This is a genomic window from Pseudodesulfovibrio portus (assembly GCF_026000375.1).
Taxonomy (GTDB): Bacteria; Desulfobacterota; Desulfovibrionia; order Desulfovibrionales; family Desulfovibrionaceae; genus Pseudodesulfovibrio; species Pseudodesulfovibrio portus.
Map to the genome: position 1 here is coordinate 160,733 of NZ_AP026708.1, position 16,050 is coordinate 176,782.

General features: G+C 58.6%; 10 protein-coding genes. 6 read left to right on the top strand and 4 right to left on the bottom strand.

The features are described from left to right. Window positions 1-54: 54 nt before the first annotated feature. Together OO730_RS00835 and OO730_RS00840 are read left to right on the top strand one after the other, a co-directional pair. Window positions 55-624: a TetR/AcrR family transcriptional regulator gene (locus OO730_RS00835; protein ID WP_264982688.1), complete on the top strand. Its 570-nt coding sequence runs from the start codon at window positions 55-57 to the stop codon at window positions 622-624. 16 nt (window positions 625-640) lie between these two features. Further along, the gene (locus OO730_RS00840) at window positions 641-1,096 is read left to right on the top strand and encodes a metal-dependent hydrolase (protein WP_264982689.1); all 456 of its coding nucleotides are present in this window, start codon (window positions 641-643) and stop codon (window positions 1,094-1,096) included. 20 nt (window positions 1,097-1,116) lie between these two features. Here OO730_RS00840 and OO730_RS00845 read toward each other — a convergent pair whose 3' ends face one another. Together OO730_RS00845 and sucD are read right to left on the bottom strand one after the other, a co-directional pair. Next, the gene (locus OO730_RS00845; protein ID WP_264982690.1) at window positions 1,117-2,187 is read right to left on the bottom strand and encodes a glycosyltransferase family 4 protein; all 1,071 of its coding nucleotides are present in this window, start codon (window positions 2,185-2,187) and stop codon (window positions 1,117-1,119) included. 12 nt (window positions 2,188-2,199) lie between these two features. Continuing rightward, the gene (gene sucD / locus OO730_RS00850) at window positions 2,200-4,278 is read right to left on the bottom strand and encodes a succinate--CoA ligase subunit alpha (RefSeq protein WP_264982691.1); all 2,079 of its coding nucleotides are present in this window, start codon (window positions 4,276-4,278) and stop codon (window positions 2,200-2,202) included. Between the two features lie 141 nt (window positions 4,279-4,419). Between sucD and OO730_RS00855 the strand changes: the two genes are divergently transcribed. After that, a complete protein-coding gene (locus OO730_RS00855; protein WP_264982692.1) occupies window positions 4,420-5,211 on the top strand; it encodes a hypothetical protein in 792 nt (263 codons plus the stop codon). A gap of 18 nt (window positions 5,212-5,229) precedes the next feature. On the opposite strand, the gene OO730_RS00860 is transcribed toward OO730_RS00855, so the two are convergent. Together OO730_RS00860 and OO730_RS00865 are read right to left on the bottom strand one after the other, a co-directional pair. Beyond that, on the bottom strand, window positions 5,230-6,141 hold the full coding sequence (locus OO730_RS00860; protein WP_264982693.1) for an exopolyphosphatase: 912 nt from the start codon (window positions 6,139-6,141) through the stop codon (window positions 5,230-5,232). A gap of 120 nt (window positions 6,142-6,261) precedes the next feature. Continuing rightward, window positions 6,262-7,368 carry an HD domain-containing protein gene (locus tag OO730_RS00865; protein ID WP_264982694.1) on the bottom strand — a complete coding sequence of 369 codons (1,107 nt, stop codon included), beginning with the start codon at window positions 7,366-7,368 and terminating at the stop codon, window positions 6,262-6,264. Window positions 7,369-7,395: 27 nt separating this feature from the next. Between OO730_RS00865 and OO730_RS00870 the strand changes: the two genes are divergently transcribed. The 3 genes from OO730_RS00870 (at window position 7,396) to OO730_RS00880 (ending at window position 15,987) form a co-directional block, all read left to right on the top strand. Beyond that, window positions 7,396-8,271, top strand: a complete 876-nt coding sequence (locus OO730_RS00870; RefSeq protein WP_264982695.1) for a biotin--[acetyl-CoA-carboxylase] ligase — start codon at window positions 7,396-7,398, stop codon at window positions 8,269-8,271. A 69-nt stretch (window positions 8,272-8,340) separates the two neighbouring features. Continuing rightward, a complete protein-coding gene (locus tag OO730_RS00875) occupies window positions 8,341-12,039 on the top strand; it encodes a pyruvate carboxylase (RefSeq protein ID WP_264982696.1) in 3,699 nt (1,232 codons plus the stop codon). Window positions 12,040-12,396: 357 nt separating this feature from the next. Continuing rightward, window positions 12,397-15,987 (top strand): PEP/pyruvate-binding domain-containing protein, encoded by a 3,591-nt coding sequence (locus OO730_RS00880; protein WP_264982697.1) that lies wholly within the window; start codon window positions 12,397-12,399, stop codon window positions 15,985-15,987. The last annotated feature ends 63 nt before the right edge of the window (window positions 15,988-16,050 follow it).

Here is a 16,050-nt window from a genome sequence, read left to right on the forward strand (position 1 = left end):
GTACTAAGCAGTTGCAGGTATTGACCCGTCCTATCATTCAATATGGAGTTGTAGATGACCAAGAAAGAGAAAATTCTGTCGGCAGCCCAGGAGACGTTCGCTCGGTGCGGATACGCCGGAACCACCATGAAGATGGTGGCCGAACAGGCTGGGGTGGCTTCGGGATTGGTCTTTCATTACTATGATTCCAAGGAGAACTTGTTCATGGTGGCGGGCAGTGAGCTCATCGATACCATGATCGCAGTGCTTCGGGAAAAGACCGCAGACTGCAGGAACGGCTGCGAAGGGTTGGGAGCTTTGGTCAAAGCGTATCTCGACTTCACCGTGGAGAACGAGAAGACCTTTCCCACGGTTATCCGCTGTTCACCGTTCAGCGACGACAACCCGGACCTGGATCGGGAAAAGATCGGCGCAAAATTCAGGCAGCTCATCGACCTGATCGAGGAGTTCCTGCGCAAGGGGATCGAAGACGGTTCCATCAACGACCTGCCTGTGGTCCAGACAGCTTTCCTCATTTACGGCAATATCGTCGGCGCGGTCCGTACCCGCTTCCTAACTCCGTACAAAGTTCCCGATTTATATGAAGAATGCAGACGCTTTGTCATGAACAGCGTGTGCGCCTAGACTGTATTCCAGACATATGCCTGATTATCGCGGACACCTTGCCGGAGGACTCTTTTTCGGCGTCATGGGCGTGGTTGGGGCCATCCTGCTCGGTTGGATGGTCTTTGACCCCCTGATGGCCGCCGGTTTGATCGGATTCTGCCTGCTCGGGGCGCTGTTCCCGGATGTGGATACCAATTCCAAGGGGCAGAATCTCTATTACGCGGTGTTCGTGGCCATGGACCTGGGCCTGATCATGCGCGGGCTGTATGTCTGGGCCGCCTGGTTCGGGCTTTTTTCCATGCTGCCGGCAGTGGGATCACACCGGGGATGGACGCACACATGGTGGGCCATGCTGCTTGTGCCGATCCCCATCCTGGCCATTCCGCTCTTCATGCAGGCGGAAAATGCGATAATGGTCTTTCTGCCGTTCTATGCGGCCTTTGCGACAGGCTACTTCTCCCATCTGATCCTGGATGGGAAATTCAAGTAATATCGGTGATCAGGACGTGATCAGGCCGGGTGATTCAGCAGACGGCCATACAGGGCGATGTACTGCTCGGCCATGGTCTGGTCCGTGTAGCGCATGACCGACTCAGAACCGTTTTCCACCATCCTGTGAGCCAGTTCCGGGTCGTTGACCAAGCGGACGATGGCTGAGGCGAGTTCCCTGGCGTCTTTGTTGGAGAAGACCAGGCCGTCGTGCTCATGGGTGACGAGTTCGAGGTTGGACGGCAGATCGGATGTGATGACAGGTGTCTGTGTGGCCCAGCCTTCCTTGATGACCGCATTGGAGCCCTCGCCGTCGATGGACGGGATGGTCAGAATATCCATTTCCGGCAGGACTTCTCGGCTGTCGCGATAGCCCAGGAACAGGATGGACCGCGCCAGGTCGAGTTTTTCGGCCAGCAGCTTCAGTTCATGTCTGAGCGGGCCGTCCCCGGCGATCATGCACTGCCAGTCCGGCATGGACTGATTGTCCTTGAGATGACCCAGGGCCTCGATGAGTACCTCGAACCCTTTCTGTTCACTGAGTGCGCCCACGGCTCCGATGGTCAGGACCGGGTGCTTGCGGCTTTCCGTGGGGTACATGGAGGCGTCGATGCCGCTGTGGATGGTGCTGGTTTTTTCCTTGGGAATTCCACAGGATATCAGCACCTCTTCAATTTCACGGCTGACCGCGACTACTGCGTCGCCGTGCAAATATTTCTTTTTGCTCCAGCCCGGTTTGAGCCGATAGGAGACACGGCGGCTGTGGACCAGTTTGAATGCGGAGCCGGACATCTTTTTTGCAAAGGCCGCCAGGGAAGCGCCCTTGGCGTCATTGGTATGCACGATGTCCGGTTTGAAGGTTTTGATGATGCTGCGCAGCTTTAGTGTGTTCAACGGATTGTAATCACTGGATGAAGGCAGCGTTACAAAGGGAATCTCGGCCTCCTGGACCAGGCTGATGAGCGGGGCGTTTTTGGGCACTGCCACCAGTGGCGAGAAGCCGGGGGTACGCGTCAGGTGTCGGGCCAGGTAGAAAACCTGCCGTTGGCCGCCGCGCATGATCTTACCCAGGTCTAGAAGCAGTATTTTCACCATAAATCTCTTTTATTTCAACGCATTGGCGGTTGTAATCGCCACGGTTTCCAGGCTGGGGCAGATGGCGAATCCGGCCTTGCTCATGGTCAGGAGCTTTGACTCGATGCCTCCGCTTTTTTCCAGGATGGCCCCGGCGTGGCCAAGACGTTTGCCCGGAGGCGCGGTCTGGCCCGCTATGAAGGAGATTACCGGCTTGTCGAAGCCGGTTTCCATCACGTAATCGGCCAGATTTTCTTCTGCCCGTCCGCCGATCTCGCCGAGCACGACCACCGCTTTGGTTTCGTCATGATTGCGAATCATTTCAAACATGTCCACGAAACTCACACCGATGAACGGGTCGCCGCCGATGCCCACGCACAGTGACTGGCCGATATTTGCTGCGGTGAGCCGATCCGCCACCTCGTAGGTCAGGGTGCCGCTGCGGGAGAGCACGGCCACCGGGCCTGGAGTGAACGGCATGGTGGGCAGGATGCCGATCTTGGTCTGGCCGGGTACGATGATACCGGGCGTGTTGGGCCCGACCACCCGGGTGGGAGAGTGCTTGATCTGCTCGAAAACCGCCAGCATGTCGTGCTGGACGATGCCTTCGGTGATGCACACGGCCCAAGGGATTTCGTTGAATGCGGCTTCGGCCACGGCGTCCGCCGCCATGCGAGGCGGGACAAAAATGATGCTGGCCCCGATGTCGTGAGCCCGCTTGGCCTCGGCGATGGAATTGTAGACGGGCACGCCGAGCACTTCCTGGCCGCCCTTGAACGGAGTGACTCCGGCCACGATGTTGGCGCCGTATTCCTGCATCAGGCGGGTGTGGAGCTGGCCTTCGCGGCCGGTTATGCCCTGCACCAGGATGGGTGTGTCCCTGTCGATGCCGAAGGTGGCGTTGGACCGGTAGCCGCAATCCGCAGGCTTCCCGCCTGCGGGCCGGTCCATGGGCGTGGGGAAGTCTATCACAGCAGCGTCGGCGGGCTTGAGGGTCTCCAGAATGGTGATGGCCGACTGCATGTCCTTTGCCATGTGCAGGTTGTCGACTCCCAAATCCTTGAGGATGCGCAGTCCGGATTCCGCGTCTTTACCGGACATGCGGACCACAATGGGTTTTTTCGGGGATGCGCCGCCGAGTGCGCCTTTCATGGCCAGGGCGACCTTCTCGCAGGAGAGTATCCCCCCGAACAAATTGATGAAAATTGCTTTCACCTGACGGTCGTCGAAGAGGAGTTCCAGCCCGGTCTGCATGCGCTTCTGATCGGCTGCGCCGCCCAGATCAAGGAAATTTGAGGCCGAGAGTTGGGAAAAGTTGAGCAGATCCATGGTGGCCATGGCCAAACCGGCTCCGTTGACCATCAGGCCTACCCAGCCGGGCAGCTTTACGAAGGAAAGCCCGGCGTCGCGAGCGGTGTTTTCTTCCGGAGTGGCATGTTCGCGTTGGTAGAAGGCCTCCATCCCGGGATCGAGGTCGGCGTAGTTGTCGTCGATTTCCACCTTGCCGTCCAGGGCCACGAATTCATTGTCAGGCGTGATGATCAGGGGGTTGATCTCGGCCATGAGCAGGCCGTTGTCGAGCATGCCGTTGAACAGGGAGGTCAACAGGGCGGCGAAATCCTTGAGTTGTTCCTTTTCCAGGCCGAGGTGGAAGAAGGCGGCCCTGATCTGGTTGGGGGCCAGGCCGCCGGGTAACCTGATTTCCTGTACCAGCAGGTTGTCCGCACCGAGGTTTTCGATTTCCACGCCGCCTTCACGGCCCACGCTGAGCAGGATGCACCGGCGTTCCCTGGAAACGGTCAGGGAGAGGTAGAATTCACGGGCAATGGCCGCGCCTGGTTCAACCCGGATGAACGGGACGCGTTGGCCCCGTATTTCAAGATCGAAGAGGGCACGCGCCGTCTGAGGGAAGTCGTTTGTATCGTCAATGCGCAGAATGCCGCCGGCTTTGCCGCGACCGCCGGTAAGCACTTGTGATTTCAGGAACCAGGGCAATGGAAGGTCGGTCTTGAAGCTGTCTTCCTCTCCCGGGAAGACGGCCACGCCTTCCGGCACGGGGACACCGGCCTTGTCGAAAAGTTGTTTGCTCTTATGTTCATTCAGCAGCATTGAGCGCTCCTCATTGGCAATGTTGACGGTGGCACCTTAGTGGGTTTGCCCGGTCGAATCAACGTAAATATGTTGACCGGACATGAATTTGGGATGAAAACAAAGGCAAATGCGCTGAAAACCGGTGAAAGGGGACGAATTATGTCGGGTATCAAGGATTTTGCTGACCAGCTGCAACAGGATGTGGTCTCCGATATGGCGGAGTCCTATTTTGGTGCGCGCAAGAACCTGGAGGACATGATCAACGCCTTTGATCAGATGGTCACGGAGTTCAGGTTCATGGCCGCAAAGCTGTCGAAGGCCGCTGCCGCCCTGCACAAGCTGCTTCTCGACACGGACACGGCCCGCAATTTCTACATCGCCCTGGACATACTGCCGTCCTGCATTCCCTTTTCGGACAACGATGCTTCGGAGTTTGAACCGGGGCCGGTCCCTTTCGCCTTCACCGGCAGGGGGCGATACATAAAATGCGTGGTCAGGGCCTATGACCGTTTCCAGAAAGTATCCGACGAATATCTCAACGGTCGATATTTCGACGACCCCGAGCATCCGGGAAGGAAGCGGCTGACCATTCATTATCTTCGCCTACGGGCCATGTCCCAGTATATCAATGATCAAATACACAAGGTGAACGATCAGATATCACCGACAGGAATGCTCAGGTACGTGAAACGGATGAATCCCGACGTCACGGAGCGGGAGCGGATCATGGGAAACATGTGTCTCTTCGAGGGGGGCGAGTTGGACAAGGACATGTGCTTTTCGCCCATGGACTTCAGTGATCTGAAGTTGCCCGTGGTCCAAGACCTGCCCCCTTTGAGGAAGGTGCGGGATGCCATCAGAACATTCTGTGATGAACTGTATTCGGTGCGCAAACAGGACGTCGATCCGCTCGTGGCAGATATGCGCAAGGCGGCCTCCGGGCCGCAGTGAACGACGTCCGAATGAGGGTTACCCGTCAGCGTTGAGGCGGTCGATCAGCTTTTTGAGCGTCTCCGATTGTTCAGATTCGGCCACCTGGCAGGTGCCCACGGCTTTGTGGCCGCCTCCGCCGAAAGAAAGCATCAGTTTGCCCACATCCGTCTTGCTGGTCCGGTTGGTGATGGAATGGCCCACGGTGAAGACCACGTTCTGTTTCTTGAATCCCCAGATGATGCGGATAGATACATTGCAGTCGGGGAACAGGGTGTAGATCATGAACCGGTTGCCGCAGTGGATGGGGTCCTGATTACGCAGGTCCAGGACCACCACGTTTTCGTAGGTCGTGGCATTATCCTTCAGCATCTGCTTGAAATCGTTTTCTTCTTTGAAATAGAAGTCGATCCTTTCCTTGACGTCAGGGACTTTCATGATCTCTTCAGCAGTGTTGATGCGGCAATATTCGATCATGTCCAGCATGAGCTGGTAGTTGCTGATGCGAAAATCCCTGTGCCGACCGAGACCGGTTCTCGGGTCCATGATGTAGCCAAGCAGTATCCAGCCGGTGGGATTGGTGATTTCGTCAACTGTCAGGTTGGCCGAGTCCACCTTGTCCACGGCTTCCATCAGTCCCTTGAATGAATCCGGGAACTTGTCTGCTCCATAGTATTCATAGATGACCCGCGCACAGCTGGGCAGCGGCTTGCTCGCTCCCTCGAATTCGATGTCTCCGAGCCGCTCCTGTTCGCTGGTGTGGTGGTCGAACCACAACCCGCACCCCTCGACGTAGGGGACATTGGCCAGCACATCCTTGCGCGTGACCTCGACTTTGCCGTCCTGCAAATCCTTGGGATGCGCGAAAAGGTAATCGTCGATGATGCCCATGTGTTTGAGCAGGGTAGCGCATGCAAGGCCGTCGAAATCGGAGCGGGTGACCAGTCTCATCTTAGAATCCCCGTAATGTCAGCGTGTTAGGTGGAAAGCAGTTTCCCGAAAGACTATTTCATCCAATGAAATATTCATACGTATTCATGCAATTTTTGTCAAAATCGAGTTTCATGGTTTTTATCCTTTCCGTGTAAGAGCTTCCGCCCGGAGCCGACGGAGCACTTGGCCGGACTCCCGGCCCCGGTTCCTGTCTTCCGGGTTCAGGCGGACCTGGAGTATGGACGCGAGGTCCGCAGCGGCGCTGCCTTCGAAATCCAGGCCGTGATCGGCCCGGACAAGCCTGAAGAGAGGAGCCAGGGTCCCGGAGAGGTGGGTGTCCATGAGCAGGTCCACCCTGGTTCCCGGCCGCAGTTCGTCGTACCGGGCGGCGACCATGTGCCATTTTGCCGCCTTCATGCCGGCGACCTTGAGGTTGTTGGGCAGCCGTAGGCGGATCGTCAATTCCTCAGCAAGGCGGATGCCCGCATGGTCATGGCCGTGATGCCGGGGAAGCTTGTTTTTCGGCGTCAACGTCTTGCCCAGATCATGGCAGAGTCCCATCCAGACCCGCAGTTCATTGCCAGCAAGGGAATCCATGATTCGGCAGGTGTGCTCCAGGACGTCGGAATCGTGGTGGGCGGGCGGTCCGGCCGCCATTTCTGCGGCTTTCTCCAGTTCGCCGAACCACGGGGAGAGGCAGTTGGTTTCATTCAGCAACCGCAGGAAGTTGCCGGGGGAGGGCGCATTGAGCGCCTTGCGCACCTCGCTGCCCACCCGGTCAGCCGGGAGCGAGGACAACAGACCCGTGTCGGATACCCGGGTCATGGCATTTTTCAATTCATCATGGGGGGTGAAGTCCGGGAGCTGAGCAAAAAAACGCGCGGCCCGGAATACTCGCAAGGGATCGTCCCGGAACGAATGGTCCGAAGCTGGGCGGAGGATGCGGTTTCGCAGGTCCTCAAGCCCCTGGGGATGGCAGAGCAGATTGCCGTCGTCGTCAAGCAGTTGCGCGTTGACAGTCAAGTCCCTGGATCGTAATTCTTCAGTCAGGGAGTGAGCGCGCGGAAAGGAAAACTCTGTCCGGAACAGCCAGAAGACGGGAAAAGCCTGGCCAACCTCCTGAGCCTCGGGAAAGGCGCGAAGAAATTCATCTCGCGTGCAGTCCGTCACCAGATAGTCCCGGTCGGTAAGGTCTCTGCCGAGCAGGAGATCGCGGACCGCGCCGCCCACAAGATAGAATCGCATGATCATGACTTTAGCATAAGGTAACCCATGCTTCCAGCTGGAAATTTTATCTCGGGTATTACGCCCGACGACGTGTCCGCCCTGCATCCGTCCTGGGCCGATGATGTCCAGTCCCATGGCCCGTGGATTCAGGACGGTGAGATGTGGAGGGGCGCGTCTACCGGCATCACGGCCATTGTCGCCGTGGATACCTGCGAAACCACAATGGAGACGGTCCGCGGGCTCGTGGAATCCGAAGTGTTGGGCGATTGGGGGGCCTTGGTCAGCGGGGTGCAGACCGGGGGCCGGGGGCAGTTGCGCAGGCCGTGGGCGTCGCTGCCGGGCAACCTGCATGCCTCGATCGCCCTGCCGGATGCACCGGTCAGGGGAGAGTGGGCCGAAGCACTTGCGCCGCTTCTGCCCCTGGTTGTCGGATACGTGGTCTGCAGCGTGCTGGAGGAGCAGGCCGCAGGCCTGAAGATCAAGTGGCCCAACGATATCCTGCAGGACGGACGCAAGGTCGGCGGCATGCTCATAGAAGAGCGCAACGGTAAATCTATTCTTGGTTTGGGGCTGAATCTCGCAGGTTTTCCGCCTGAAGAGGAATTGCGTGAAGATCATTCGGTCCCGGCTGCAAAAATGGCAATTCCATACCCCTCCGGTGGTCCATTGACCCTGCTCGAACGCCTTGTAAACCGTGGGAAAAGCGTGTATGAAATCATGCTCGACGAGATTCCACCCACCCGATTTATCGCTATGGTCGAGAGCAGGTTGGCCTGGATGGGAAGAACCATCCGGGTACTGGAAGGTAACGAAGCGCCATACGAGGCGGTCGTGACCGGCCTGTCCCTGGGTGGTGGGCTCGTGGTGCTCCGGGAAGGGGATGAAAAGGTATTGTATTCCGGTTCAATTTCTCCTCTCTAGGCGCTGCCGGATTCGGTGCGGTGTCGGGGAGCCCTTAGTATACATTAGTTTAGGAGATCAGTGAGTTCCATGCCGAAGTCCTTTGAAGAGGTCCTGGAAGAGGTCAGGGGGAAGCGGATTCTTGTCGCCAACCGGGGTATCCCGGCCCGGCGAATCTGTCGTTCCATCACCGAAATGTTCAACGCCAAGGCGATCATGACCGCCACGGACGTGGATAAAACCTCTCCCGCAACCTCCGGTGCCAACGAGTTGCTCATGCTCGGCGCCGATCCGCGCGCCTACCTGGACCTGGACCTTGTCATTCGCGAGGCCAAAGCCAACGATGTGGTGGCCATACATCCGGGTTGGGGATTCGGCGCGGAGGATGACACCTTCCCGGCGAAATGCAAGAAAGCGGGCATCATTTTCATTGGTCCCGAGCAGGAGCCCATGCGCATCCTGGGCAACAAGGTGGCCGTCCGCAAACTGGCCATCGAACAGGACGTGCCCGTTGTGCCCGGTTCCGAAGGGGCCGTCTCCATCCCCGAAGCCCGCGAGATCGCCAAGCAGATCGGTTTCCCGGTCATGCTCAAGGCCGAAGGCGGCGGCGGTGGGCGCGGCATCTACGAGGTGTACCAGGAGGAGGACCTTGAGAACGCCTTTGCCAAGGCTTCGGCACTGGCCCAGGCTTCTTTCGGCAATCCCCGCCTGTATGTTGAGAAACTCCTGACTTCGGTCCGTCACATCGAAATTCAGGTCATTTCCGACCACTACGGCAATGTTTTCTGCCTGGACGAGCGCGACTGTTCGGTCCAGCGCAACCACCAGAAGCTGATCGAGATCACGCCTTCCCCGTGGCCCAAGTACACGGAGAAGCTGCGCGCCCAGCTCAAGGAATATTCCCGCCGCCTCGTGTCCGCCGTGGGATATTATTCCCTGGCCACGGTCGAGTTCCTGGTGGACACCAAGGGCACCCCCTATCTCATTGAGGTCAACACCCGATTGCAGGTGGAGCACGGCATCACCGAATGCCGCTACGGCATCGACCTCGTGGAAGAGCAGATCGCCATCGCTTTCGGCGCTGAACTTCGTCTCAGCGAGGAAAAGACCAGGCCCTATCAGTGGGCCATGCAGTGCCGCATCAACTGCGAGGACCCGCAGAAGAACTTCGAACCAAACTCCGGCCGCATCACTCGGTACGTGTCGCCGGGCGGCCAGGGTATCCGCATCGACTCCTGCGTGGGGGACGGATACCGCTTCCCGTCCAATTACGATTCGGCGGCATCACTGCTCATCGCCTACGGCAACTCCTGGGAAAAGGTCGTCGCCCTCATGAAGCGCTCCCTACGCGAGTATATGATCGGCGGCCTGAAGACGACCATTCCCTTCCACAGGAAGATTGTGGATCAGCGTGAATTCATCGAGGCCGATTACGACACCAATTTCGTCCGCCAGCATTATACCGAGCTCATGGACTATTCCGACCGCGAGCCGGATTCCCTGCGCATGGCCCGCCTGGTGGCCGAGATTTCCGCTCTGGGCCACAATACGTACGTCCAGCTCGGTGATTACCGGGGACGTGAGGACAAACGTGTCGGCCGTTTCGAACTCGTGGAAGCCCCGGAGGTCTCCACGTGGTTTGAGCCGCGCTTCACTCGCCAGATGGACCGCGACGCCATTCTCGATACCCTGCGCACGGATCGCGAGGCGGGAATCATCCATATGACGGACACCACCACCCGCGACATCACCCAGTCCAATTCCGGCAACCGTTTCCGTTTGGCCGAAGACCGCATCATCGGTCCCAACCTGGACAAGTGCGGGTTCTTCTCCTTGGAAAATGGCGGCGGGGCGCACTTCCACGTGGCCATGCTGGCCAACATGACCTATCCGTTCACTGAAGCGGCGGAGTGGAACAAGTTCGCTCCCAATACTTTGAAACAGATTTTGATCCGGTCCACCAACGTGCTCGGCTACAAGCCGCAGCCCAAAAACGTCATGCGGCTCACCGGGGAGATGATCAACGAACACTACGAAGTCATTCGTTGTTTCGACTTCCTCAACCATGTCGATAACATGCGGCCGTTCGCCGAGGTGGCCATGAACTCCACCCGGAACATTTTCGAGCCCGCCATCTCCCTGTCCTGGGCCAAGGGCTTCGATGTCGAGCGATACCTGAATGTGACGGATGAGATCGTCAGCATGTGCGCCGAGGCCGGCGGGGTATCGAAAAAGAAGGCCGAGAAGATGATCATCCTCGGTCTCAAGGATATGGCCGGGGTCTGCCCGCCCAGGTTCATGCGCGAGCTGATTACCGCCATCCGCGCCAAGTATCCTGAATTGGTCATTCACAGCCATCGCCATTATACCGATGGTCTCTTCGTGCCGACCATGGGTGCGGCAGCCGAGGCCGGGGCGCATATCGTGGATGTGGCCATCGGCGCGGCGGTACGCTGGTACGGTCAGGGCGAGGTTTTGTCCACCGCCTCGTATATCGAAGACGAGATCGGCCTGAAGACGCACCTGGACAAGGACATGATCCGGGCCACCAATTTCCAGCTCAAGCAGATCATGCCTTATTACGACCGCTACACCGCGCCGTACTTCCAGGGCATCGATCACGACGTGGTCCGTCACGGTATGCCCGGCGGCGCCACGTCATCCTCCCAGGAGGGGGCGCTCAAGCAGGGGTACATCAAGCTGCTGCCGTACATGCTCAAGTTCCTCGAAGGAACCCGCAAGGTCGTCCGGTACCACGACGTCACCCCCGGTTCGCAGATCACCTGGAATACCGCCTTCCTGGCAGTAACCGGCGCGTACAAGCGCGGCGGCGAACGCGAGGTCCGGCGGCTCCTGAACATTCTCGATATCGTCACCCTGTGTTCCGAGTCCGAATTGCACGATCTGGAGCGCGAGGCCCGGCTGGACCTGTATCGCGACTCCAACGACGCCTTCCGCAATCTGCTGCTCGGCAAGTTCGGCAAGCTGCCTCTCGGTTTCCCGGCCGACTGGGTCTATCAGTCCGCATTCGGCAAGGGATGGGAGAATGCCATCGCCGACCGCACCGAGGAGTCTCCGCTGGTGACGCTGGCAGACGTGGATCTGGAAAGCGAAAAGGAAGCCCTGCATGCCCGGTTGCATCGCCAGCCCACCGAGGAAGAGTTCGTCATGTACCTCAACCATCCGGGCGACGCCATCAAGACCATCGAGTTCTGCGAGAAGTTCGGCAACATCAACAACCTGCCCGTGGACGTCTGGTTCGAGGGTTTGGAGAAGGGTGAGGTCCTGAACTTCCAGGGCAACTGCAAGAAGCCGCACAGGATGCGCATCCTGGACATCTCCGAACCGGACGAGAACGGCATGGCCGTTATCCGGTATGTGCTGGACTCCGAGATCATGAGTCATCAGGTCAAGGTGGCGGAGCCGGAGACGGGCGGCAAGGAGTCCACGGAAATGGCCGATCCTGCCAACGAGTTCCATGTCGGTTCACCCAGCAATGGCGACCTGTGGGTCACCCATGTCCGTCCCGGGGATCGCGTCAAGGTGGGCGAGGAGCTGTTCAACATCTCCATCATGAAGCAGGAAAAATCCGTGCTTTCGCCCATAGACGGAACGGTCCGCCGGGTCATCAAGTCCGCCAAATACACCGAGGACAAGAAGATGATCCCGGTGGTGGAAGGGGAGCTCATCGTGGAACTCGGGCCCGATGCCGGAGTTTGCCCCACCTGCAAATCGGATGTGCCCGGCCAGGGTTACAAGTACTGCCCGAATTGCGGTCAGAAAATGTAATTTATAAGTGATCGTGGGTAAATTGGTCTGAAATGACTATATCCGTCTGATCCGTATTCTGGATAACCAACGGCAAAGGCCGACGCGTACTAACTATGCGTCGGCCTTTCCTTTTTTTCGTTGGCCCGGTTTGTCCGTATCAATGAGGCAGGTGTATGATAAAGACGAAAGTGGTATTATTGGTATGGTGGCCCAACCAATAGTTTTGTTGACGAACGGCGTGCCTTCCCTGTAAGCGAAAACTCGAAGTGTCGAACTTCATGTGTGTTATTTCATTTTCATACACATAACCGTGGGCCACGATTCGTTGCGGAAGCAAAACCGTTTCGAATCGCACGGAGTATCCAGGAGGAGAGAATGGCCAAAAGCGAGAAGCAGACCGAGAAGGACGCGCCGGTAGCCAAACCCAAGAAATCGGGCGCCAAGGTCGAGACCTTGATGAAGAAGCTTGTCCTCAACGGGGCCGAGATTAAAAAGATCGGTGAAGAAGCCGAACTGCTGGTAGGCGGCAAAAACTACAACACAGCCATCATCAGTCAGGTCTCCGGTATCCGGGCCCCTGAATTTCGGGCCATTTCCTCCCATGCATTTCATACAATATTGGACGACACCAAAGTCAACGCCGCCGTGGTGCGGGCCACGGTCGAGAAGGAATACAATCGCGTCGATTGGAATTCCGACGCGGTCAACGAAGATTCCGAATACCTGCAGCATTTCGTGCGCGAGGTAGGCAAGAAGATCAAGGAGCAGTCCACCAAGCAGTCGGGCACGCCCATCCGCCTGAGGACTTTCGTCAACAACGTGGTCGAAGGCTTCGCCACTTCTCCCGAAGGCATCGATCAGCTCCGCATGCGTTCCGTGCTCGTCCAGTCCGCCATCCTGTCCGTGGATGTCCCGGAGGAGATAGGCAAGGAGATCATGGCCGCCTATACCTCCATCTGCAAGGAAGCCGGCATGGACGACGTTCCGGTGGCCGTGCGTTCCTCCGCAGCCGGCGAGGACAGCCGCAAGAAGGCTTTCGCCGGTCTTCAGGACACCTACCTGAACATCGTGGGTGCCGATGAATGCCTCCAGGCCTACCATTGGGATTGCGCCTCCGCCTATAACCTGCGCTCCATGACCTATCGCCGTGAAGCCATCCTCGACGCCATCACCAAGGCCGAGGAGACGGGCGACGATTCCATTGCCGAAAACGCAAAGAAGGAGTGGGCCATCGAGCACACTTCGCTTTCCGTGTGCATCATGCGGATGATCAATCCGGTCATCTCCGGTACCGCGTTTTCCGCAGATACGGCCACCGGTTGCCGAGGCACCGACCGGAACGATCTGGTGTCCATCGACGCCAGCTACGGATTGGGTGAGGCGGTTGTCGGCGGCATGGTAACTCCCGATAAATTTTACGTATTCCAGCGAGATGGCGGTCGCGAGGTCGTGATCCGCTACATGGGCTGCAAGGAAAAGAAGATCGTCTACAAGGAAGACGGCAGCGGTACCCACGTGGTCAAGGTCCCGGACAACGAGATCAACCGCTGGTCCCTGTCCATCGCCCAGGCGGAAATGGTCGCCCAGGGTGTGCGCGCCATCTCGCAGGCCTACGGCGACATGATCATGGACACCGAGTTCTGCATCGACAAGACCGATCGTCTGTGGTTCGTCCAGGCCCGCCCGGAAACCCGCTGGAACGAAGATTTCGAACATCATCCCGACACCATCTTCATGCGTCGCCTGGAAGTGGACAAGAAGGCCATCGACTCCGCCGAGGTCATCCTCGAGGGCAACGGGGCGTCCCGCGGCGCAGGGCAGGGCACGGTCAAGTACCTGCGTTCCGCCCTGGAGTTGAACAAGATCAACAAGGGCGACATCCTGGCCGCCGAGCGCACCGACCCGGACATGGTGCCGGGCATGCGCATCGCTTCGGCCATCCTGGCCGACGTGGGCGGCGACACCAGCCACGCGGCCATCACCTCCCGCGAGCTGGGCATCCCGGCCATCATCGGCATCCAGCGGCTTGAGGCCCTGCGCTCCATGGACGGGCAGCAGGTCACGGTCGACGGCTCCCGGGGCAAGGTCTATCGCGGCGAGCTTCCCCTGGTGGAAGTGGGCGGCGAGATCAACGTGGCCGAACTGCCCGCCACCAAGACCAAGGTCGGCCTGATCCTGGCCGACGTGGGCCAGGCCCTGTTCCTGTCCCGCCTGCGTCAGGTGCCCGATTTCGAGATCGGCCTGCTGCGCGCCGAGTTCATGCTCGGCAACATCGGCGTCCATCCCATGGCGCTCGAGGCGTACGACAAGGATGCCCTCAACGACCTGGTCGAACACAAGATCCAGGAAATGGACAAGCGTCTGACCAAGGTCATGAAGGAGCAGCTCGATACCGGTCTGATCACCATGCCGCTCAAGCTGCGGGAATACGTCGGCCTGATCACCGGTCTGGACAAGAAGATGGAGGCTCTGGCCGAACAGGAAGGGGCTCGCTCCACCGAGGAAGTCCTGGCCATGCATCGCAAGCTCCGCGAGATGGACCACAAGCTGGACGAGCATATCGCCCTGGCCACCGAACGTCTCGACGTGCTCAAGACCTCCATCGATCCGGAAGCACATGTGTCGGTCGTTCTCGGCTATCACGACATGCTTGAGCCCATGCCGGGCACGCGTTCCGAGGCCTGGAAGATCCGCCAGGGACATGAGAAGATCGTGAACGAATATGTGGAGCGTTTGAGCGGGGAGCCCGAATTCATCGCCCACATCGACAAGATCACCAGCCTGCGAGAGGAAGTGGCCCTCAAGATGGGGCTCAAGTCGGAGATGGATGAGGTGGCGACCCTGCCCGAGCGCATCCGTACGCTGCTTGAACAGCGCGGGTACACCACCGGCAAGGAAAATTACATTCAGACATTGGCCCAGGGACTGGCCCTGTTCGCCATGGCCTTCTACGGCAGCAATATCGTCTACCGGACCACGGACTTCAAGTCCAACGAGTACCGGAACCTGCTCGGCGGCCTGCTCTTCGAGGCCCACGAGGACAACCCCATGATCGGCTACCGTGGCGTGTCCCGCAACATCCACGACTGGGAGTTGGAAGCGTTCAAGCTGGCCCGCGGCATCTATGGCGGAAAGAATCTGTCCATCATGTTCCCGTTCGTCCGCACCCTGGAAGAAGCCCGCTCCATGAAGCGGTACCTGAAGCAGGTGCACAACCTGGAATCCGGCAAGGACGATCTCAAGGTCATCCTCATGGCCGAGATCCCGAGTAACGCGGTCCTTTGCAAGGAATTCCTCAAGGAAGTCGACGGGTTCTCCATCGGTTCCAACGACATGACCCAGATGGTTCTGGCCACGGACCGTGACAACGCCAGTCTGCAGCATATCTACGATGAGGAAGATCCGGCCGTGGTATGGGCCATCCTGTCCGCCATCTTCGCCGGCCAGAAGGTCGGCAAGAAGGTCGGTTTCTGCGGCCAGGGCGTTTCCAACTCGGTCATCCTGCGCGGCCTGGTGGCAATCGCAGGCATCGTGTCCGCCTCTGTCGTCCCCGACACCTACCACCAGACAAAGCTCGACATGGCGGCGGTCGAGGCCGAAGAGATCAAAACCCGCGATCTGGGCGAGTGGCTCAAGAAACAGCATATGATCAAGCTCCAGGACCTCCTGGAGGCCAACAGCTACGGTCATATCCTCAAGAAATACAAGTCCCCCGAGGACTTCATGGAATGGTACGAAGGGGAACTGGATCGCTTCAGCGAACAGCTGCGCGACCATATGGAAACTCCCAAGGAAGAATTCTACCGCCAGGAAATGGAGCAGTTCCGTTCCGTGTTCCACAAGCCGGTCATCTATGCCAGCTGGGATTGGCAGTACACCGTGCAGGACGCCATGCGTCATGCCGGGTTCGATTCCTTTGACGAGCAGGAGGCCGCGCTGGAGAAGCAGCGCACCATGAAGTGGTAATACCGCTGCGGCAAGACGAAATGAAAAAGGCCCCCGTCATGTGACGGGGGCCTTTCGTCGTTC